This window comes from Nostoc sp. DedQUE07, assembly GCF_034530975.2.
Classification (GTDB): Bacteria; Cyanobacteriota; Cyanobacteriia; order Cyanobacteriales; family Nostocaceae; genus Nostoc.
In genome coordinates this window covers 45998-69607 of record NZ_JAVRCC020000005.1, presented here as the reverse complement: position 1 = coordinate 69607, position 23610 = coordinate 45998, and the positions used below count along the sequence as shown (strand labels likewise).

General features: G+C 41.6%; 13 protein-coding genes. 6 read left to right on the top strand and 7 right to left on the bottom strand.

All coding sequences use genetic code 11. The features are described from left to right. The first annotated feature begins 321 nt into the window (after positions 1-321). Positions 322-891, top strand: coding sequence for a peptidylprolyl isomerase (locus RMZ95_RS05730; protein ID WP_322672876.1), 570 nt, complete (start codon positions 322-324; stop codon positions 889-891). Between the two features lie 72 nt (positions 892-963). On the opposite strand, the gene mutS is transcribed toward RMZ95_RS05730, so the two are convergent. Then, positions 964-3627 carry a DNA mismatch repair protein MutS gene (gene mutS / locus RMZ95_RS05725; RefSeq protein WP_322685009.1) on the bottom strand — a complete coding sequence of 888 codons (2664 nt, stop codon included), beginning with the start codon at positions 3625-3627 and terminating at the stop codon, positions 964-966. 251 nt (positions 3628-3878) lie between these two features. Then, positions 3879-4337 carry a tellurite resistance TerB family protein gene (locus RMZ95_RS05720; protein ID WP_322684994.1) on the bottom strand — a complete coding sequence of 153 codons (459 nt, stop codon included), beginning with the start codon at positions 4335-4337 and terminating at the stop codon, positions 3879-3881. Between the two features lie 697 nt (positions 4338-5034). Here RMZ95_RS05720 and RMZ95_RS05715 point away from each other — a divergent pair. Further along, positions 5035-6327: a hypothetical protein gene (locus tag RMZ95_RS05715; RefSeq protein WP_322684995.1), complete on the top strand. Its 1293-nt coding sequence runs from the start codon at positions 5035-5037 to the stop codon at positions 6325-6327. Between the two features lie 1549 nt (positions 6328-7876). Then, entirely contained in the window at positions 7877-9046 is a 1170-nt protein-coding gene (locus tag RMZ95_RS05710; protein ID WP_322684996.1) for a PAS domain S-box protein, read from the top strand. Between the two features lie 11 nt (positions 9047-9057). Here the strand turns inward: RMZ95_RS05710 and RMZ95_RS05705 are convergent, their stop codons facing one another. Then, positions 9058-9747 (bottom strand): CPBP family intramembrane glutamic endopeptidase, encoded by a 690-nt coding sequence (locus RMZ95_RS05705; RefSeq protein WP_322684997.1) that lies wholly within the window; start codon positions 9745-9747, stop codon positions 9058-9060. 778 nt (positions 9748-10525) lie between these two features. Between RMZ95_RS05705 and glpK the strand changes: the two genes are divergently transcribed. The 3 genes from glpK (at position 10526) to argC (ending at position 13793) form a co-directional block, all read left to right on the top strand. After that, entirely contained in the window at positions 10526-12040 is a 1515-nt protein-coding gene (gene glpK / locus RMZ95_RS05700) for a glycerol kinase GlpK (RefSeq protein ID WP_322685010.1), read from the top strand. A gap of 103 nt (positions 12041-12143) precedes the next feature. Beyond that, positions 12144-12728: a hypothetical protein gene (locus RMZ95_RS05695; protein WP_322684998.1), complete on the top strand. Its 585-nt coding sequence runs from the start codon at positions 12144-12146 to the stop codon at positions 12726-12728. Between the two features lie 90 nt (positions 12729-12818). Then, the gene (gene argC / locus RMZ95_RS05690) at positions 12819-13793 is read left to right on the top strand and encodes an N-acetyl-gamma-glutamyl-phosphate reductase (protein WP_322684999.1); all 975 of its coding nucleotides are present in this window, start codon (positions 12819-12821) and stop codon (positions 13791-13793) included. Between the two features lie 178 nt (positions 13794-13971). Here the strand turns inward: argC and RMZ95_RS05685 are convergent, their stop codons facing one another. The 4 genes from RMZ95_RS05685 to RMZ95_RS05670 form a co-directional block, all read right to left on the bottom strand. Beyond that, the gene (locus tag RMZ95_RS05685) at positions 13972-14961 is read right to left on the bottom strand and encodes a DUF1350 family protein (protein WP_322685795.1); all 990 of its coding nucleotides are present in this window, start codon (positions 14959-14961) and stop codon (positions 13972-13974) included. 162 nt (positions 14962-15123) lie between these two features. Beyond that, on the bottom strand, positions 15124-17991 hold the full coding sequence (locus tag RMZ95_RS05680; RefSeq protein WP_322685794.1) for a hypothetical protein: 2868 nt from the start codon (positions 17989-17991) through the stop codon (positions 15124-15126). A gap of 198 nt (positions 17992-18189) precedes the next feature. Then, a complete protein-coding gene (locus tag RMZ95_RS05675; RefSeq protein WP_322685793.1) occupies positions 18190-22086 on the bottom strand; it encodes a TonB-dependent receptor in 3897 nt (1298 codons plus the stop codon). Next, complete coding sequence (locus tag RMZ95_RS05670; RefSeq protein WP_322685799.1) at positions 22083-23519, bottom strand: hypothetical protein; 1437 nt, start codon at positions 23517-23519, stop codon at positions 22083-22085. The genes RMZ95_RS05675 and RMZ95_RS05670 overlap by 4 nt, the downstream gene beginning before the upstream one ends. Between the last annotated feature and the right edge of the window lie 91 nt (positions 23520-23610).

The following is a 23610-nucleotide window of genomic DNA, read 5'->3' as shown; positions in this document are numbered from 1 at the left end:
CCTTACTAAAAGGCAGGAGTTAGGAGGCAGGGGGCAGGAGGTTAGGAGTATCAATTAAAACTTTAGTTCTGGGTTTAGAGCCACGTTTAAAGAAAGAATTATACTGAGACGTGCAGCGCGTTCGCGCAGCGTCTAGCAGAAAAGTATAAAGCGTCCTTGCTTCAATCCCACTATAAGGGTGGGTTCCTCCTGCCTCCTGCCTCCTGCCTTCGACCTCCTGCTTCTTGAATTCAGGTTTTTTTTCATGTCTAAAGGCGGTAACTTGAATGCTGATAAACTTGTATAGTTCAAATACTGGCACTGGTTAAAATAGGATATCTAATGAACTTTCCAGAAATTAATATTCCCGGTGATGGAACACTGCACGCTCGTTTAATTACTTCCTTGGGTGAAATTGTAGTTCGTTTGGAAGAAGAGCGAACCCCCAACACTGTCAAAAATTTTGTCGGTCTAGCAACAGGAACAATCGACTGGAAAGACCCTAAAACTAATGCATCTGGTAAGGGAACTCCAGCTTACGATGGAGTTCGCTTTCACCGGGTCATCCCTGATTTTATGATTCAGTGTGGCGATCCTCTGAGTCGTTATCTAGATACAGCTAGCCGATGGGGTACTGGTGGCCCAGGATATCAATTTGAAGATGAGTTTCATCCTGAATTGAGACACACTCGTGCAGGTATCTTGTCGATGGCTAATGCCGGACGCGGTACTAATGGTTCGCAATGGTTCATTACAGAAGCACCAACGCCTCACCTTGACAACAATCACAGTGTTTTTGGTGAAGTTGTCCAAGGTCTAGATATAGTCAGCAAGATTGCTAATGTGCCTACAACTAGAGATCGTCCCAATCAAGAAGTGGTGTTACAAAAAGTAGAAATTTTTCGGCAGTAATTAACACTTCGATTTGTAGTAAGCACTTTAGTGTTTAGAAAATAAGGACTAAAGTCCTTACTACAAACTTGCTTACCCATCAAGATTTTGCAGCCCCATTGCAATCTTACTGTGTTTTTCAATTTGCCCCATGACTTGTTTTGCCCGTTGAATAACTACGGCTGGTAAACCTGCCAATCTCCCCGCTTCAATTCCATAAGATTTATCAGCACCTCCTGGTTGAACTTGGTGCAAAAAGATAATTTGGTCGGGTAATTCTTTCACTGTCACTTGATAGTTAGCCACATTCGGGATAATGCTAGCCAGTTCATTTAACTCGTGGTAATGGGTGGCAAAAATTGTGCGCGATCGAATATCCACTGCTATATATTCTGCCACCGCCCAAGCTATGGAAAGACCATCAAATGTTGCTGTCCCGCGACCAATTTCATCTAACAGTACCAGCGATCTAGATGTGGCATGATTGAGAATATTTGCCGTTTCATTCATTTCTACCATGAAGGTAGATTGACCAGTTGCTAAATCATCTACTGCACCGACACGGGTAAAAATGCGATCGCATATTCCCAATCTGGTAAATCTTGCTGGTACAAAACTACCAATTTGTGCCATTAACTGAATCAATCCCACCTGACGCAAATAACAACTTTTGCCACTGGCGTTTGGCCCGGTAAGAATAATTAAATCGGGACTGTCATTTGTCTTTTGTCCTACCCTGCGCGAAGCCGCTAGCGCGTCTATGTCATTTGTCATTTGTTCTTGCTCATCTGCTAATGACAAATGACTAATGACTAATGACTCTTGACCCAATTGCGTTGAATTTGGCACAAAGAACCCCGCAGGTAAAGACTGTTCCACTACCGGATGACGACCATCAACAATATTTATCTCCCTCCCTGGCAATATTTCGGGACGACAGTAACCTTGATGTACCGCCAATTCAGCCAAACCACACAACACATCCGCCGCCGCTACTGCACGAGACAGATTGCGAATTACTTCCGCCTCTTGTGCTACCTCTTCTCGCAATGCTGTAAAAATCTCATATTCCAACTGATTTAAATCATCCCGCGCCGTCAAAATTCGGGCTTCTCGTTCCTTCAAATCTGGGGTGATATAACGTTCCTCATTAGTCAGAGTTTGCTTGCGGATATAGTTAGCGGGTACTTGGTCAGCTTTGGTGCGAGAAATACTGATGTAATAACCAAAGGTTTTGTTAAATCCTACCTTCAGTGTGGAAATTCCTGTTTTAGCTCTTTCATCAACTTCCAAATTGGCAATCCACTGCTGGTCTGCTTCTACAGTCGCTTTTCTTTCATCCAACAAGGGATTTACACTGGGGCGAATTAATCCACCTTCCTTGATTAGTATGGGTGGTGACTCTACAAGATGTGCGTGTAACTTTTGTGCCAATTCTTCCAACACACTTGGGACTTTCTGCAAAGCTTTGAGAAATGGAGAACGCGTCTCAACTACTAAGTTGGATAATTCCGGTAAACGTGAGAGAGAATCTGCCAAAGCTACTAAATCTCTAGCATTAGCTGTACCAGAACCCGCCCTTCCTGTAAGTCGTTCTAGATCGTAAATTTGCCTTAATAAATGCCGCAAATCTTGACGCAGGGGCGTATTTTCCATCAATTCTTGGATGGTATCTTGTCGTGCCCGAATGCCTTTAATATCAAGTAGCGGTTGCAACAACCACCGCCGCAAAGCACGCCCACCCATTGCTGTACTAGTTTTATCTAACGCCCAAAGTAGGGAACCGTGAAAAGTGCCATCTCGAACGGTTTGGGTAATTTCTAGGTTACGGCGGGTTTGATTGTCAACAATTAGGTAGTCGGTGACAGTGTAGCTGCGGAGTCTCTGAAGGGTGACAGGGTTTTCTTTTTGAGTATCTTCCAGGTATTCCAGAAGACCACCAGCCGCACGGACGGCGAGAGGAAGATGATCGCAACCGAGTCCTTCGAGCGATCGCACCTTAAATTTCTGCAATAATCTCGGTCTAGCTTCACCTTGGGAAAAGGGAAGTTGCGATCGCAAACTATAACAAAATGATGGTGGCAAACACTCAGGAAGATGTGGCGAAGTTTCTCCCGGACGCAGCAAACTACCTAAATCGGGCGCATTTGTCGGAACTAACACCTCTGAAGGTTGCAAGCGCATTAATTCTTGGGTCAAATGTTCTAAATCGCTACCTTGAGTCGTGAGAAATTCACCTGTAGAGATGTCTGCATAAGCTAAACCCCAATGATTTGCGGCAATTACTACTGCTGCTAAGTAATTATTGCGACTGGATTTGAGCATTCCTTCTTCTAGCAAAGTACCGGGGGTAAGAATGCGCGTTACTTCCCGCCGCACCAATCTCCCAGCAGCTTCAGAAGCATCTTCAACTTGGTCGCAAATTACTACTGCGTAGCCTTTTTCTACCAGCATTGTCGCGTAGCGTTCCCAAGCGTGATGCGGAACACCAGACATCGCCACCCGTCCCTGTTCCCCAGCTTGCTTACTAGTGAGAACTAATTCTAATTCTTGCGCTATTTTTACTGCATCTTGGAAATAGCATTCAAAGAAATCTCCTACCCGATACAGCAATACCGCGTGAGGATATTTATCCTTCGTCTCGACATAATGCAAGTACATTTGACTTAGCTTACTGCGATCCACCTGTAGATGGTCAGAAATAAAAGTACTTGCATCGGGTTTGGTAGATGGAGTTTCGGAGTGAGAGGCGGTCATAGATGCTATCGAGTTATGCACGGAAATTCCCCAAGATCCGATGATAACGTGATGTGAAAGTTGAATGGCGATCGCTCAAGGATATTTTACTTTTATCTGACAAATGTTTTTTTTGATACAATGCAAAATTCCCAACTTCTTCATGAAGCCGGGAATCTGAACAACTTAACCCAAACAAAATTATTTCATATTCTAAATTAGCAACCTCAAATTAAAGATAGTAGATGACTGAGGTTGCAAGTCAATAAATATTACTCCTCTTCCTCTTCTTCCTCTCCAAACACTGCGTCTATGAGTTCTTGTGCGCGTTCGTCTGAAATATTTAAGGCTTCTTGAAGTTCAGAAATATAATCTTGTTCGTTTTCGGGTACTTCTTCATCAATCCCTACTACTAAGATAGCTGTGATGTATGCAGCTTCGCGATAATTTCTATTGGGTAAGGATTCGATAGACTGGGCGATTAAATCTTCTGGTTCTTCTTCTTCAATCAAGCTGACGACTTTTTCAGTCAATTCTTCAAAGTCTTCTTCAGAGTAATCTTCAAATAAGTCAACCCGACCGAGAAATTCACTCAAAGCATATTCTTCTGTGGAAGAAATACCTTCACCATCAGCCGCAGCAGAAAACAACCCAAGAATTGCGATCGCAACTTCTGGTTCTATAGCAACTGAACTAACACTACGGCCTTTGGGCAACTTGCGTTTAGACATAATTATCCTCTAAAAGTTACGTGATATTTCAGGAAGTCATATTTTGCGGTTTATCATGCTTCCTCGATTTATGATTCCCAAAATAATGCGGAAATATACATTGGGATGAATCTTTTTTTCATAAAAAATACGCAGATAATATATTCATCTGCGTATAAAAACGGTTAATTTTCTTTAAGCGATAAGATTTTTAGTACTTGTGTACCCTGCGTAGTCTAAAAGGATACTGTGTACACACAAGTCTGAAATAGCTGAAAAACCCAAGGTTTTACCCCACCCTAACCCTCCCCTTATAAAGGGGAGCCACTGCGTTGGGCGGGCAATGCCCGACTTGAAGCACGTGGCGTGAGGGAACTAGATAGATTTCTTTTCCCCCCAATACATCGGGGGGATTAAGGGGGGTAATTCGACTTGTGTGTACACATAATGTTATTTTGGCGATCGCATTTATTGATTTCACTTATTCTCAAATAACAAATAGATATGAAAAATGAGTAAAAATACAGACAAACTCGTAATTATTTCGTTGAAGTTTTAATGAAATAAATCTACAAAACTGCTGTAAACGCTAGGATTAAAATTTCTGGCTTACAGTGGAATGTTAAGAGTGTCAACCAAATTGTTTCTATTTGTTGTTGCCAAAACCGGATGCTCCTCATTCACACCCCCTATTTTTCTTGAAAATATCTGAAAATATATGAAATTTAGAGCCTGCAAATATCCTTTCGCACTCATCCTAGTCAGCTTCGGTTTTGTGCAGATAGCTGATGCTCAAACTCCTGTAGCTGAAACCTCCAAGCTATCTCAAGAAGTTTCTGTACTTCGGAAACAGGGCCCAAAAGGGTTAGAAGTATTTCTTAAATCCCATGCTAATACGTTAAATACCGCTTCTTCAGGAGCAGTTCTACCTTCCCCTGCGCTTCGGCTAGCTTTAGATGAACTTTGTCAACAACGGGACTGTTACGCCTCTCGTTTATATTGGTACACTGATATAGAACAAGCCAAAGCTGCTGCTAGAACCAGTGGTAAACCTATTCTATCTCTGCGGTTATTGGGTAGGCTGGATCAAGATTTGAGTTGTGCTAATAGTAGGTTCTTCAGGGTAGCACTGTATCCGAATGTGGAAATTTCTAAACTGCTTCAAGACCGTTTCATTTTGCATTGGCAATCAGTGCGTCCTGTACCCAAAGTAACTATTGATTTTGGTGACGGACGCAAGTTGGAGCGAACGATTACAGGCAATAGCATTCATTATGTATTGGATGCATCAGGTCGTCCAATCGATGCTATTCCAGGGTTGTATAGTCCCAAAGCATTTTTGCGTCAGCTAGAGCAGGCTGAATTAGCAGTAAAAAATTATAGTAAACTTACACCAAGCGATCGCGAGTCTTATTTAAGAAAATACCACAGCGATCGCTTAAATTCTATCCAAGGCCAATGGGTTGCAGATTTATCCCGCCTGGGTATCCAATCTCCTCCTAAGTTGGTAGAAATTCCGAGCAATCGCAGTCAACCACCGACAGCAGAAATAGCAAGCTCTCTAGCAGTTTCTAAAATGAGAGTTGAAACGCCAATGTTAACTGCTCTCCAGTCTGATGCTGAACGGAATCAAAACGCCTTAGCTGAAATTACTGACCAGAAAGTTTGGGACAAAATTGCTCAACTTTATGCCGCCGATGTCAAGCTAGATCGAAACAGCATCTCTCTAATTAGAGCTAAAAAATCTCAATCTGCCAACACTCAAGAAGATAATTTGCCGATAATAGTGAAAAATTTTGAAGCCACAATGGCTTTAGATACAGTTAGAAATGAATATATGCTGCATAGCCAAATTCATCGATGGTTTATGCAGGGTAAGCAAACAAGGAGTGTGGAAGCGCTCAATGAACAAGTATACGGACAACTATTTTTAACTCCTAGTTCTGACCCTTGGTTGGGGCTTTTCCCTAGCGACAGTTACAGCGCCATTGATAATGATGGTATTCGTTAGTAGCTCATAAACCAATACAGTTCAGTTAAGAAAAATTGTAGTGGCGTGGCAAGCAAAAAAATTGTGCATTAAAGGTAGGTTGGGTGGAGCAAAGCGCAACCCAATATATATCAGAATGTTGGCTTTGGCAAAGCCTCCACCCAACCTACTAGCGCTACTACATAGTTTAAGGTTTTTGGGGCTAACCCAAGCCTATTGGCTCATAAACTGATGTAAGTAAAAAGGAGTGATGAGATTTTATTGCATTGACACCTTACTCATCACTCCTTGTAACTTGCGCGTTGATTAGCTGTTACGCATTGTTAAATTACACCAGCTTACTACTTCATTTATCCTCTAACTAAAGAGACGGATAATTATTAAGTTCAGATGTGATTGGCTATACAAACCTTTTTAACTTATTAATATTTATCTTTGCAATTCTAGATATAGAAGTTCGACCATTGCTTGTTCTCAATAGTTTTACTCTTACCCGTGTCAGATAGTTTTATAATGAATTTGAAGATGGAAAGGCTTGGATTCCCAACTTTTTAAAGAAATTGGAAGGTCTTCGCTAAAGGAGAAGTACCTAGCGTAGACATGAAATCTAACCCCTACAAAGGAGTAAGGTTTAGATTTCTAAGCTTTTGGTGTTAGCAATAATACTTTTAAAACATCCTCTTAAAGAAGTTGGGAATCTTGTTATGAATTTTATTAATAGGCAAAGTATTCAGAATCACCCACAAACTTAACTTAGATTCTATATCTTTGGTAGTAGTTGCTTAATTCTTGTGATGGAAGTTGGGGAAAGTCTTATCAGTTATTCTTAGAGGATGTTTGAAAAGTGTCGTATAGCATATTAAATTTTGACATTACCCCCCAACCCCCCTTATAAAAGGAGGCTTTAAGAGACTATTTCCCCCCCCCAATACATCGGGGGGTTAGGGGTGATATTAGATACTTTGGATAACAAACATAGCTTTCCAAACATCCTCTTAGTAATAAATGGAAACAATTATTATTACCACTAAATCATTTATTGGGGGAATGACAAAGCGGATTCAACAATAATAGTCAAAAATTAAAGTTGAAATGTAGGGTTTTCCGAGTGTAGTATCTGCTCTTTGCTAGTCATTATTTTGACTTACTTATCAGTTTAGTCAAAAATTAGCATAATCTTAGATGGCAGATTTGGTACTCGTATTTAGCTAAGTTAACAGAATTTTACCACCAATGGTAGAAGTAATACTTAACAAAAGCCAGTAAAATTTTGGCTAAATAAATATATAAGTGGATGCTTTGTAATTTGCTAGATTCAATTTACTTTAAGCATTTAGGTTGAATGGTATATGTGTCATTTAAAAACTGGCTCATTTGTAGCGACTATAATGATAAAAATTGTTAAAAACCCAAAATAAATCTAACTTTATTACTTCAATTACGTGAAAATTGCAATTTACAACCTATCAAATTTATAACTAAATAAAATTAAGTATACTGCAATTTTCTCAAAGATTTACTTACTAGGTTTTTTTGCTTAACTTTTGCAAGCAAATAGCGGGAATTTAAAGTGAACATAGAAAAATTTGTCCAACGTACAGAAATATTGCACAAGCGTTTAGCAGATTTATACCAAACTGCTAGTTTATTACCTTGGATTTCCCCTGATTTGTTGCCGGAAGCTTTTAAGGAACTCCATAATACCTCAAAGGTAGCACAGTTAGCGGCAGATGAACTTTATCAGCAAAACGAGGAACTAATAAAAACACGGAATTGGTTAGAAGCAGAGCGCCATTACTACCAAGATTTATTCGAGTTAGCGCCAGACGGCTATTTAGTGACTAATACAGAAGGAATCATCCAAGAAGCTAACCTCACCGCAGCTAAGTTGTTGAATGTTTCCAAGCATTTTTTACTGGGAAAACCAATAGTTAACTTTGTCCTTCTAGAAGAACGTCAGCAAGTTCGCAACGAACTGATACAGCTATCGCAATCAGACAAAGTTCAAGAGTTATTGGTACGTTTGCAACAACGTTATGGCGAGTTATTTTATGCAGCTTTGACAGTAACAGTTGTCCGCAATCAGCAGGGTAAGGCAATTTCTCTGCGCTGGATGGTGCGTAATATAACCCAGCGTCAGCAATTAGAATCAGTAAAAGTTAAAGACAAGAATGACATTTTCAACAATCGCCCCCTACATAAATATGATAAAGGAGAAACTATTCCCCTCAACCCATTAGCAATTTGGTATGTTTCTCAGGGTTTGGTTAAACTCAGTACCTACTGTGAAACGGGTGAAGAAGTGCTGATTGGATTGGCAACACCAGGAATGGTTTTTGGTTCTAGTTTGACATCTTTAGACATTTACCAAGCAACAGCGCTTGCTGATGTTGAGTTAGTGTCAATTTATGTAGCAGAAGTATCAGCTTCTGCAACACTAAGCCATACACTTCTACCAAAAATTAAGCAGCGATTACAGCAAACAGAATCTTTTTTAGCTATTTCTGGTAGACGGCGAGTACAAGATCGCTTACAGCATCTATTACAACTTTTGAAACGAGAAGTGGGTGAAACTATACCAGAGGGAACTCGCCTAAATGTTCGCTTTACTCACGAAGATATTGCTAGCGCCTGCTGTACCACTAGAGTAACAATTACACGATTGATGGGGAAATTACAAGAAGAAGGTAGAATCAGTTTCGACTTAAAAAAACATATTATCTTGAGAAATGTTGATTGATTACATTTTTCTTAAGCAAAAATCAGTTGCCAGCCAATCAGGAAAATTGCTATATCTGCAAAAATATGGCTGATGTATCCAGGCCAAATCGAGCAATAATTTAAGTAGCACCATGACCAAACCGCCCCTGCTATAAACACTCCCAATGAGCATAATGTTGTCGCACGCCAGTCAAAGTAAGCTGCTAAACCAACAACATGATGAATCGTAAAAAATAGTGCAGACAGTACTACAGCTAAAGGACTTGATACCAAAATTTCACATTTACGATAAACAAACCAACGCCAGACAAATTCCTCAAGTAAAGAGTTAACAAATATCCAATACACTGCACCTACTAAGTAAATTACAAAACTGTTCAATCCAACTTGTGTTGCGCGATCGCGAACATATTCAACATCTATCCATTTTGCGCCCAGCAGCCAATAAACAATCAAAATGATGCCTAGCATTAATAGCCCTAATCCAACTCCAGCGAATAAATCGCGTCTTTTAGGATATTCAAATTTTAAATTCTCTTTATCAACAAATAACAACCAAATAATGGGTATTAGCAATAACCAGATTTTAGCTAATAAAGCTACTAAATGTCCTTGGAAGCCAGGGAGTATATATAGCTGAGTTGCAATACCAATGCTTGGAACTGGCACAAGTAACAACAGAGCTAGTAGTGCATTTTGATTGTGGTTAGCTTTTAACATGGGGAGACTTTGTTATATTTTGATGGTTTTAACTTTTAAATCCATAGTTTTTAGATCGAGTTAGGATAATTAATTGTAATAAAATCTATATTCACCAGGTTTACTATCAATACTATTAGTTAAGGCAAGAGAAGCAATGAATCGCCGTCTCTACAATAGACCTCTTGCATAAGTCGAATAGACCTCCCTTAATCCCCCGATATATTAGGGGGAAACTTAAAATCTTGCCCCCTCTCCTTCATAAGAGGAGAGGTGATTAAAGGATTTTTGTAAGAGGTCTAATAATTAATCTTTTGTGAAGATGGCGATTTGTGTTTTTATGATGATTTTTCACATCTTGGTGAACCGTATTGGTTTACTAGTAATTTTTATATGCAAAATATAAAACATGAGTATCATAATCAAACTTGAATAAGGTGACACTTTGTATATTGCCACATAAATTTAATTCTAAAACTTCTATGAATTTGTGTCTAATATTCCTTTGAAAGCAGCATTTTGATAATTATTTACTGTGCCAATATACTTACTTAGACATAATTCAAATGCACAGCGTCTTGTAATGTTGTGAAGGTCTGGGATTTGAGACGGACATCAATACCCATTGTGCTAAGTACAAATTTGCATAAACCTGTAGTTTTTTAAACTTACAGAGACGTAACGCTATCCAAACAGGAAATTCAAAATGTACCCAAAATAATGTATATGTGATTGAAGGCGTATTGCTAAAATCGCAATGTCTAGGTTGGGCTACGCCTACGCAACATTAAAAGCGGTTATGCACACACTTGGCAAAAAAACTCTATCATCGGGCTATATCTTAGCACTGGATTTAGGTACGACAGGCAACCGCGCCTTTGTATTTGACGCAGACGGCAAGCTTGTTGGGCAGGCATATAAAGAATTAACTCAGTATTATCCTCAGCCAGGATGGTTAGAACATGACCCTCAACAAATCTGGGAAGATACCTGTTGGGTAATGCAAACCGCAATTGCAAATGCCCAGATTGTACCATCAGCGATCGCAGCCTTGGGACTAACTGTACAGCGCGAAACCTGTTTGATTTGGGACAAAACTACTGGGAAACCACTCCATAAAGCGATCGTCTGGCAAGATCGCCGCACTGCTCCCCTTTGCCACCAGTTACAAGAACAAGGCTACGCTGATGAAATTTACGATCGCACCGGATTAATCATTGATGCCTACTTTTCTGCTACCAAGCTTAGATGGCTATTAGATAATTGTACTGATATCGATATAAACAATGTCTTAGCAGGTACTATTGATAGCTGGGTGTTGTGGAATCTCACAGGTGGAAAAGTCCACGCCACTGACCACAGCAACGCCAGCCGGACAATGTTGATGAATCTCAAAACCTGTGAGTGGGATGAAATTTTACTGGATCTGTTTCAAATTCCAGCGCATATTTTGCCCCAGATTCAGCCGAGTTTGGGAGTATTTGGAGTTACTGATGCGACTTTGTTGGGTGCGGAAATTCCGATCGCGGCCATTTTGGGAGATCAGCAAGCGGCTCTATTTGGTCATGGCTGCGATCGCCCCGGTTTGGTAAAATGTACTTACGGTACTGGTAGCTTTTTAGTAGCTCACACAGACGCTCAAATTGTGCGATCGCACCATCAACTTATTTCGACAGTGGCTTGGACACAAGCAAATACCAGCGATACATTAAATGTCGGCTATGCCCTAGAAGGTAGTATGTTTACCAGTGGTGCTTGTATTCAATGGTTGCGCGATCGCCTAAAGTTGATTAAAACTGCTGCTGAAACTGAAGCAATGGCCAATCAGGTAAAAGATAATGGCGGAGTCTATTTTGTGCCAGCATTTAGTGGACTAGGCGCACCTTATTGGGATATGAGCGCCAGGGGAGCTTTTTTCGGCATTACCGCCAGTGTACAACCAGAGCATCTAGTTCGCGCCGTGCTGGAAGCGATCGCTTATCAAGTTCTGGAAGTGGTGCAAGCGATTAACGCATCTAGTAGTACTCCAGTTGGGCGATTAACCGTAGATGGTGGTGCTTGCGAGAATAATTTTTTGATGCAGTTCCAAGCTGATGTGTTAAGTATTCCAGTTGAACGCCCAATAATGCGCGATACGACCGTTCAGGGTGCAGCATTTGCGGCAGGTTTAGCTGTAGGATTTTGGCAGAGCTATGAAACACTAGTGGAACAACGGCAAATTGAGCGTGTGTTTGAGCCGAAGAGTGATTTCTCTTTGTCCAAATTTGGTACTTGGCAAAAAGCAGTGAAACGTACTCTAGCTTGGGAGGAGTAGCCAATCCAAAAACGAGTTAAAGCGAAATCCATATCCTGAAACGGGGAAGGCGAAGGAACAAATACTATTACAATCAAGCAAATGGATGGAGTATTGATTTATCATGCCCTACAGTCAATTTAACATTGACCGAGTGAAACAAGATTTTCATCTGAGTACTGTCGAAGGAGTCCGCTTTTTCCCAGACTCGATTGAACCCATTACTCCAAGCTTCAGACTGCAAGGTATTTTAGAGGATCTACCGTGGGCGATCGCAGTAGATACAGAAAAAGCTCGTTCAGAGGCGATAATTAATCCTATCTTACTGGAAGTGCGACGCATCTTTAATTCGACAATTAGCGTATTTTCAGGAGAAGAGTTTAACGTTGATCCGAGTATTGGACTCAACGATGTATGTAACTTCCTACTTTGCCGTTCACCTGAACAATTAACGGTGGAAGCACCTGCAATTGTCATAGTTGAAGCGAAAAAATCAGATTTAAAATCTGGATTGGGACAATGCATTGCAGAAATGGTAGCTGCACAGCGATTCAACCAAGCAAGAGAACAACCCTTAACAGCAGTTTACGGTACTGTAAGCAGTGGAACCCAATGGCGATTTCTGAAACTAGAGGGTCAAACAGTCACAATTGATTTAATGGATTATTCTCTTCCTCCTATCGAACTAATTCTGAGCTTTTTGGTGTAGATGGTGAAAGCAGGTTAATTTCATTCAAAAATCGATCGTTAAAATAACTCTTACTTTGTCAAAATATCACTCTCACATAATAAGAAGCGCATGACTACTAAACCGAAGATTTTCATTGATGGGGAATCAGGAACCACAGGCTTACAAATATACTCACGCCTGAACCAACGGGATGATATCGAGTTAGTTAGCATTGAAGCATCTAAACGTAAAGATGCAAATGAGCGAACCAAACTAATCAATGCTGTTGATGTTATCATTCTCTGCCTGCCTGATGATGCGGCTCGTGAAGCTGTTAGCTTAGTCAGTAATAATAGGGTTAAGATCCTTGATGCTAGTAGTGCCCATCGCACAGCTAAAGACTGGGTATATGGTTTCCCTGAACTAAATCCAGGACAGCGAGAGAAAATCGCCAGCGCGCAGTTTGTCAGCAATCCGGGCTGTTATCCCACAGGATTTTTAGCTTGTATCCGTCCGTTAATTGCTAAAGGACTCCTGAACAATAACTTTCCCATCACCGTTAATGCAGTGTCAGGTTACTCTGGTGGCGGAAAGAATCTGATTAAACAGTATCATAGCTTCCACGAGCAGCAAGCCGGAGCAGAATCACTCTATCCTTATGGAATCTACGGTTTGCAGTTTGGGCATAAGCACGTCAAAGAAATGCATGAGTATTCAGGGCTAGCATCACCGCCGCTGTTCGTACCAGCTGTGGGAGATTTTGAGCAGGGGATGCTAGTACAGATACCTTTACCACTGGCAACTTTGGATAATCCACCATCAGGTAAAGTTATCTATGAAGCGATCGCTGACTACTACCAAAGTGAAAAATTCGTACAGGTTGCTCCATTCCAAGATTCTACACTGCTCAGAGATGGAACATTTCTGGATGCGATTGCACTGAACGGGACTAATATTGTTCAGGTTTTTGTATTCGCCAATGACACCACCAAAGAAGTCTTGCTAGTTGCTCGTCTTGACAACCTGGGTAAAGGCGCATCAGGAGCCGCAGTCCAAAACCTAAATATCATGCTCGGTTTTCCAGAAGAGTTGGGATTGTCATGAAAAAGGGTTAAGCAGTAGGGAGCAGGGGAGCAGGGGAAGCAAGGGGACAAGGGGACAAGGGGACAAGGTGACAAGGTGACAAAAGTTTAGAACTTACAACAAGTCTTTCCCCTTGTCCCCAATTCTCCTTGTCTCCAAGTCCTCTTTCCAATGCCCCATGCCCAATGCCCAATGCCCATTATCTTGATTTTTCTTTCAATTCTTCAAGCAATTGAATTACGTTATGCTCAAATGCTTTGTTTCGCTCTTGAACTGATTCAATTAATGGTTTATCAAAAAGATTAACGACATATTTAGTTAGCTGAATACCTAAAGGTCTTAAATGTCCACCTGCTACAGTGTTGCGAAAATTTTGCGGTGGCTTTTGCAGAATATTAGTAAACCATTTACAGGTTGATTTAGCAATATTGTCTGATTTGAAACAGACTAAACCCATGATATTAAATAGCCCACTATCCTTGATTAAATAATGAGTTTCTTCAACAGTTGGTTTCACACCCCAACCAAGATTGTCGATGATATCCGCTAAAAATTGAGGACGAATTGCGCTCCCTGTGTCAGCAATAGCAGGTGCTAATAGGATAGAAACCTGTCCTTTAATGAAGACACTGTTAATGTTGATATTCTTATGTACATAAGTGTAAATTAATTTTTTAACTTCATCCCTTTTTCGCGTTAGTTCATCAAAGAGAATGTTAATGTCTGCAATCACACTTTCTATCTGTGATTCATCGGAAGTTTTAAATAGTAGCTTCCGAATAAACTGCTCTCTATCTTGAGCATCTGGAGGTAGAGCAGTAAATCCTTCTAACAGCGAGATATATTTACAGCCAAGGCTATGTCCAATCCAAGAAAAGTTTTTATCATCTAGATAAGCTTCATAATCATATTCTGCAACACTTGCCATTTTCACAAGCTCTGGCAGAATTTCATACTGTTCTCTCATGAGAAAACCAGCTTCTAGATAATGGTTAAAAGTAAAATTAAACGGCAAAAGAATAATTGTATATCCTTGCTCAAATAGAGATTGAAGCAGATAACGATAAAAAAGCATAGGGCCAAATGTACCAAAGAAAGCCCCAGCAATAAATTGAATTACCCCTTTAGGCTTTGGATGTAGAGCAACCCAACTGTGAGAAACTGGTTTAAATCTCAGTTTTAGATTCATATTTACCATGACTTATTTGTAGGTATATGCTGAATCTCCAAACTGAAGTTATTGCTTTTCGGATTATTCAAAAGATATTTTTACAAAACTGCGATCGCTTTGTTACCGAACAGCCGGAACTTTCCTAATGGCCTTAATTCCACTAGTTAGCCGTGGTTAAAACTATTTCACCTTAGCGCGGAAGCGAACAAAACCATAAGAATTCGCTGGTGTGCCAGATCCAGTAGCTGCGGGTAGATTGGGAAAACTTGGGACTGTAATATTGACCACTACTGCCCCATTGGTGTTAGTACCACAGTATGATGGTGTACCTGCTTCATTAACTGTATAAAAATGTCCGCGATCGCTATCTCCTACATTAGTGAGATAAAGGGTAGGTGTAGTAGAACCAATAGCTAGGGCAATTCCTCGATCTGCTCCTGGTAAGCCACCATCGCTAGGAGTCATACCATTAAAAGCAGTAGGAATAAAATTAACATTAGTCGGAACTAAGTCACAGAATTTTACATTAGTTGCATTACCAAGACCATTGGAAAGGAAATATATAGTGTATTCCAATTCATCTCCCGGTTTGACAGTGCCAGCATTAATTAATCCTCGCAAGTAGCCAGCAGGCCATTTAGGATCGCTATCATCAGTAGCATAAGGTTCTGGTACATAGTTACTGGCATTAGTAGCAACGTCACTGCGACCATCCACAATATTAGTTAAATCTTGGTTATTGAGGCGGGTAATGCGTTTAATTAACAGCAATTTAGGATTAGAACTAACAGTATTTAATACTGTAAATAAAGTGGGGTCATCATCTGCCGTACTGGCAGGATTATTACCGATATTTACACCATTATCAGTAATTTGTAAGAACGAATTACCAAGAGTAGGTGGATTATTGGTAGCACCAGCAGAGTCTGCATCTGTGAACACTGTACCAACAGTTCCTGTAGGATTATCAGGTGTGTTAAAAGTAGCATTTGCTTGGTTACTAATTGGATTACCGCTATTGGCATTATTAATTGTGGCAGTAATTTTAATGGTAATCGTATCATTTACACGGAGAATTCCAGAATTTGTCACAGCAACAACACTAGCACCGTTGTAACTGGGATTGAGTGTAATGTTATTCCCTGAAGTTGCAGCAGTAATCACTGCACTCACAAAGGTTAATTGTGAGGATAATAAGTCGTTAATGGCAAAGTTAATTGCATTGCTATTACCTGGATTTAGGTTGGAGTAAGTGATGGTATATTCGATGCGATCGCCTACAGTCACTGTTCCACTAGTATCATTGTCTGCGAGGAAGCGAACAGATTTAGTTCCTATAACATTTGCTTGAGTGTTAGTAGTAATGACCAAGGGAGTAAGGATTGCTTGACTGGGGAAATATGTCCAAGTATCGATTCCCTTAAAGTCACCATAATTACTACTAAATTCATGCTCTCCCGTCGCACTATTGATCCCTCTAGCAGCATTACGCGGATTAGTAGCTCCCGTACCATTTAAGTTAATCGCCGTGCCGTTAGCGGTAGTATAGTTGTTGTCGTTGTAATAAACGGTAGTCGATCCAATCTGCTGTCCATTTTGATCTACAAGGTTAGGAAAAGCAGCAGGAGGGTTTTCCATTGTGATTTTAAACCCCAGTGGATTATTTTCAGCATCCAACATGGGAAAGTGATATTCACCCGATCGCGTTGTGATTATGGCATTGTATGCTGCATTTCCTGGTAGAGGTTGGAGATTTACCCCACTTGCATTCTTCCCATCCCAAAGCACCACATTTGATCCGACAGACAGCACATTTTGTATTACTCTATCGCTACTAGGGTCAAAAATGCCATCATTGTTGGTGTCAATAATTATTTGATAGCTACCAGTTGAGGCAGCATTGAAACTAAAATTGCCTCCCACACCCACAGAAGTTTGGTTCCCACTACCTCCATTACCCCCAGTGAATTTGAACGAAGTCGGTACTGTGGGAATCGTCGCGGCAATAGGAATACTCAAAGAATTGAGAGTTGCCGTGTCGGGTCGATTGAAGAAAACTAGGTGGGTAATGTCTGTTGTAGTATCAGAAACATTTGGATTTTGAACTTGCACATTGCCGGGAAAGATCAAACTATTATTACTAGCACCGCCAGCAGAATGATAAAGAGTGCTGTTATTTGTTGTGTCAATATATCCCCGGTTATTAGCAAAAAAGATGAAGCCAAAAGGATCGACTCCATTCATGTCAGTTTCGTAACGATACCCATCTTTGGTTTGAATATAAAGCTTAGAGTTGAGTCCTACGGGAGTACCACCACTGGCATTTGCCCCCATATTCATAGCAATATAGCTAGTAAATACTCGCCCTTTTTTGGCAACACCGTTACTATCTCGAACTGTGATATCCCAAGCAGCTACCCCCGAACGTTGGTTAATATCTGTAGGAAATGCCGCCGTTGTCGTTCTTGGTGGCGGATTATTTGCACCACTTGTATCTGGAGAATGAAACTCAACTTCGTAAATACCTGTTTCTGTAGCGACGAAAGTACAAGGGGTATAGCCATTGGTATTAGGCAAAGGGCCGGCCGTTTCTTTGACAACAGTGTTAATCAGACCAAAGCCATTCGTTAGAACATCACAAGAGCCATTTTGACTACTAAAGGGACTGCGGTAAACAATATCTTGTGGGTCTGAAAAACTAGTAATCACACTAGAGCCAAGATTAACTGTTTCTCCTTGTTGAACATAAACTTTGAGTATGGTTTTCCGAACAATACCTGCCAGTAGTAAATCTGACCATTCCAGGTAAGGTCTGTATCCGCCATCAGAAACTAACTCTTTGCTGCCTTCAGCCCAGCTAGGTTGGATACTATTCCCTAAAATACATAAAAAAAAGCCCAAGCTACTGAGCCATCGTTTTTGGCGGCTGCTTGTTAATGACTTTTCCATAGTTTTTTTTACTGGGTTGTCCGCAGTCAGAGAAAATTTATCATTGTCATCAATATTTACTGTGGCGATCGCTCTTAATTTCTTAAATAAAGATTTCATTATTTAGTTCCAATAAAAATACATAATATGTAAGTAATGATATTGAGTTTATAAATATACAAATACCAGAATGAAAATCGAAACGTTTTTGCACTAGATTCAAAGCGGATAAAAATAGTTACGACAATAGTATTCCCACAAGAAAGGGTTAAATTCGTAACAGAGGTTCATTCAACGTCTTTACATCAAATAACCCTTTTATATTTCACGCTTTTGCATCCCCCTCATTGCAGCCTTGAGTTTACCTACCAAAGTTTTCATCGCTGATTCTTGTGGTTGGCGCGCTACAGGTTTTTGTTGTCCAAAGCCGTCAAACAATTCGTTGAGCTTAACCGTAAAGCCTAAGTACGCGCCTCCCGCAGAACGTGTGCCAGAAAAATCCCGGTCATCAACTTTCCCAAAAACGTAACCAGCCGAAACGCGCAGGTTAGGCGTGAGGTAGTAGCCTGTTTCCAGAACAAAGCCTGTCTCACTATAGCTAGACTGACTAATTACACGAGCCTCACCCACCAAATCCCAGCTATATCCCAAACGATAGGTAGCGCGTACTTGGGCCAGATTTACTGTGCTAGTACCGGCTAAATCGTTAGCTATGTAAGAGGTACTGTTACGCAACGCATACTTCCCGTAGAATTCCCATTGCCAGTTAGGAGCGTAAATCGCTTCTAAAGCAAAGGTATGGTCTTGAGAACCCGTACCACTTCCTAACAGGATAGTGTCAGGGATGGTTGATGGATTTTGGCGATATTCATAACGCAATAAAGCATTAAATTTATCGCTATTGGGGTCGCGGTAGGCTAAACCCAACTTGAGGTTAGCAGTATCTCCCAATCCTGAAAGCTTTTGATTGGAAGAACCGGCTTGTTGATAACGTACTAAAGCTGTGAGAGCCGGAGAAATTTTACCCGCAGCACCTGCGGTAATTACTGTATTACTACCACCAGAAGAGGAACGATGTTCGTAACGGACGCTAGCTTGAAACTGCGGATTATCACTGTATTCCAGCCCCACACTGTAGCTATCGCCACCATCAAATCCGATCGCAGATGCAGCTTGACCAAAGGCGTAAGGTTGGGCATATTGTTGACCAGCTAAAGTGCGTCCGAAGAAGTTGCCAAATACGTGTTCGTAAGCAACGTTCAGCCGTAATCCAGAAGCAATAGTCCAACGGTTATTTATCCCAATTGCTCCTTGAGTAGTCATTTCGTTAGCACCACCCAAAATTGAGTAACGACCAGTCAAGGTAGTATCCGATCCGAGTTTGTGTTCGCCGTTGACACTCAAGCTGGTGATGGAATTACCCGAATATTGACCGCTACTGTAATACTGTTGGGCCAAACTGACGCTGACACCAGGAATTACCGCCCAATTCAACCCCAAAATGGTACGGTCTGGGTAAATAGCATTTTTTTGGGAAGATAAGCTGAGTTCATTTTGGGCTTGGAAAGTCAGGTTTTTAGCTAGAGGAACTGAAAAACGCGATCGCAGTTGATCGGAATTACTACTTAGGGTACTGTCGGGGATACGGTCTTCCAGACGACGGTGAATCCAATCCAGATCGATAGTGGCGCTACCCAGACGTTGTTGAATCCCAGCAGAAATCGTCGTCAGGGAATTATTAACCTTACTACCAGGTATCGCCTCATAACGCGGTGCAAATAGTTCTTCAAAGGTGTCTAGGGGTTGGGGAGCAATCCCAAAATTGTCTTCGCGATCGTATTGCGCTCTGACGTTGGTAGTTGAGGTGAGTTTAGCTGTAACCTGCGCTCCATAACGGGTTTGTCCTGGGACAAAACTGATAGTGGCATTATTGGCAAAACCCGTATCAGCAAAGCGATAATAGGCACGACCTTGAATCCCATTAGCAATCTTTCCTTCAACTTCTAAACGGTAGGCATCACCTCTAACTTTTCCCACAACATCAGAATCATTCGTGGAATGGGCATATTCTGCGATTAACTTACCGTTGTCACCTAAAGCAATCAGCGCATCTGCACCGTAGAGTTGAAAGTCGCGCACCCCATGATTTTCTTGAACGTAAGTTGCTCCTATCCAACTTTCCTGATTAAGTTTGCGGGAAAGATTATATTGCAAACGACCAGCATAGATGTTCCCATCAGAGTCTTCGCTGTCATATTGATAGCTAACAACAATCCGACGTACCAACACTTGTCCGGTTCGATCGATATCGGTACGAAGAATCGGTTCGCGGAATAATAAAGTACCGCGATCGTAGTCGATTTCGTAGTCTGGGCCTCGGTTAAGTTGTTTCCGTTCTAATACAGTCCCAGGACGATTGAGTTCTTCTAACTCGATAAAGACATTTTCACTACCGGCTTGTAGTAGTCTGCGAGAGAGGAAGTAATAACCACTAGTACCATCAGGAGCAATAGTATCCCGTTGAAATCCTTCTAAGTGGTCGCCATAGAAACCTGTAATTTGGAGGTTTCCTAAGTTGTAGTTAGCTTTAAAACCGTGGAGTTGACGGGTGATAGAAGTAAATTGCTGCGATCGCCGCGCAAATTCTTCTGTGTTATAGTCACCCCACATTGCATAATCAGGATCGGAGCCGGGGGTACGAGCTGAACGCTCAAAACGCAAAAATACACTGTCAATGGAAGGAGCGACTACATCAACTTTCGAGCTATCGCCGTAGACAGGATAGTTTTGCTCGCTGAATTGGTAAGTTCTAAACAGGCGATTATCGCAGTTGCAATCTTCATTGAGGCTACGAGAACTATTGTATGCGCCTGTAAACAACCATTCCCCGATCGCACCAGTGGCAAATATCGCTGAATGGAAATCTAATTGGGTTCCATTGTTTTTGTCAGGAGGGAGGAAATCACGGAAACTGCCGTAATAATTTGTACCTCTAGCTCCCAAACGTAAATCTATGACTCCAGTAACTAAACTCGGACGCAGTGCCGTTTCAAATTGTAGTTGAGTAAAGGCTTCTAAATCATTAGCGATCGCGCGAATTGTGACAGTTTCGGCTTTTAGCTGCGATCGCAACGTCGCTGTAAATTGCCCCGCTTTCGCCTCCACTTGAAATCCGGGTTCATCGGGTTTAAAGTCTTTCCCGATCAACTCCCCAGCAGAGGGTATGAGGGTGACAACAGCATCACGATTCGAGCGATTGCCACTTGCATCGGTGAGTTGACCCCGGATTGTAGCCGTAGAACGCCCATCCGCCGGGATACGAGACTCAACTGTTTCTAAAGTTAATTGCTGCGGCGCTCCCCGCACTGCAACTTGCACTGTTATAGGGGGTTCTGTTCCCCCAACAACCTGTGCAGAGATGGTGTTTGTACCTTCTTTTAACGAGACACCATACCATGTCTGCGTTACTAAATTGGTGGTAGCATCAGTTTCCGTCCGTCCTACTAAAGAAGGGTCTACCAACGCACCATTTACCCGCAATTCTACTTGACTACCAGCAGGAAACTGCACAACCACCGTGCTAGCTTGGACATCTACAACACTGTCAGCCGTCGGAGTCAGGATTTTGATTGCTGTAGAGATAGGGACAGTGGGGGACACAGGAAGATTTTCATTTACTTCTTGTCCCTTTGTCCCCGCGTCCTCTACTCCAGCAATTTTGCCTAAGCCTCTAGGCAAATCTACATAAGTTGCTGGTTGAAATGGTTGTATTTCCGTTGGAGAAGCATGAAACAGTGTCTCAGTATCTTTACTTCCGTCGTTCTTGATTCCTACTATTTTGCGTGAGCCACTGGACAAATCAATAGAAGTTTCTGGTTGAAATGGGTCTATTTCTGTTTCACTTGGCTGGATATCTGGAATTTCAGGAGCCGATGCTTTATGAGTTGAGGCAAATTCAAGAGGTGGAGAATCTTGCTCGGAACTTCCCAAGAGATCGGGAGAATTTGAATCTATACTTTTTTCAGCAACTTTATTCCGATCCGCTCGATCTTCAACACTTTTATCGGCTTGCAAATGGGAATCAGGGAAAAGAAGGTTTTCACTAGTGATTTCTGCTTTGACAATTGTCGGGTACAAAACAAGGCAGAGAGCTACTGGCATCGCCCCCATCAATCTCAGGTTAAATATAGTTATACAGTGCAGTCTGGTTTTCATTTCTTGACTGGCTCCTGAAATGTGGGGGTGACAGCAAAGTTCATGCGTACTAAGCCACCAGGCTCTAAATGCACTAAGCGAGATTGGCTATTTCGTTCGCGGAATTTTTCGTTATGAGCTAGGGTGTAACCCGCTACACTGCTAAGGTCTAGTACACCTGTGTGGTAGCCAGGTAAGGCATTAGCTAAGGAAAACAAACCATTAGGATCTGTAGTGATGCGGTTTCCATCCTCCAGAAAAATCACTGCATTGGGTACTCCAGGTTCACCACGCTGTTGTTCCCCGTCAAAGTTTTTATCAATAAACACCCGACCGATAATCGTGCCACAGTCAGAAACGATCCCTGGACGAATTTTCAATTGGTGGGTTGCTGGGCCATCCTTAGTACTAAAACGGTTATCAGCTCGTTGAGCATTAACGATCGCAGTGTTGCGACCAGTACCACGCAGTGCATCAGCTGTTAATTGAGCAGCGTAGGCAATATTCAAGACTTTTTCTGGGGAAATTGTTACGTCTGTGCGGAATGTCACTGTGTTACCGTTGCGTTCTGAAGCGATCGCGATTGGTTGACCATCCAACTCTCCCCGCACAGATTTCGGCAAAAACTGGAATCCTAAAGGTAGGTTGTCGGTGACAAATATATTAGTTAAACCAGCATCAGCGAGATTTTTTACCGACAGGCGGTAGATTACTGTATCTCCAGGTTCAGCAGTAGCGCGATCGCCTGTTTTGATAATCTGTAACTGATTGGCTTGACACAAATTTGTAGTGAATTCAAAGGCTAATAAATCCAGTCCCACCGTTTCTGCGTTGGGAACTAAAACAACTGTTTGCTCTACTCTGGTTTCACCCGTAATACTGATTGGTTGACCATCTAGAGAACTGGCCACATATCGCACGACATTATTACCTTGTGTACCAGTGCTATCAAGGATTTCAATCTTGACCCGTCGCTGTTTATAGATAGAATTTGGTGGTGGATTAACTACAAAAATGTAGGTTTTACCTGGAGCGGTTTGACCCTTATTCGGATCGAGTAGGAAATTGTAGACACCCGCAGGGTTATTCGTAACGAAGTAGGGATTACTATTCTCAGTATTCGGCGATTTCCCACCAGGAACGTTGTTATTAGGAATATCTGGTAACTCTGTTCGGGTCAAAGCAACCAAACTGCCCAATTCTGTCCCCGTTGGGTCGCTAGAGTTAGGTTCGTAGACCCCAACTGAAAAACCTGTATAGTCAGGTAAAATTGTCCCAGCGCAACCTAAAATCCGTCCTAATGGATCGAGTAAGGGGATAGGACTAACATTGATTTGCTCAGAACTTCCTTGATATTGATCGTTGCTAGCAGAATCTGTATAAGTATAAGTAGCTTGATTTATTAATGGCAAAGACGCAACCAGATTCTTAGTCTGTTGCGCGATCGCTGGCATAGATATAGTAGTATGCAAAAAACTTCCCAGAAGAACAGTAGCTGTTAACCGTCGCCACCAGCTACCGCTAGAAGTAATTTGCTTTTGGTTT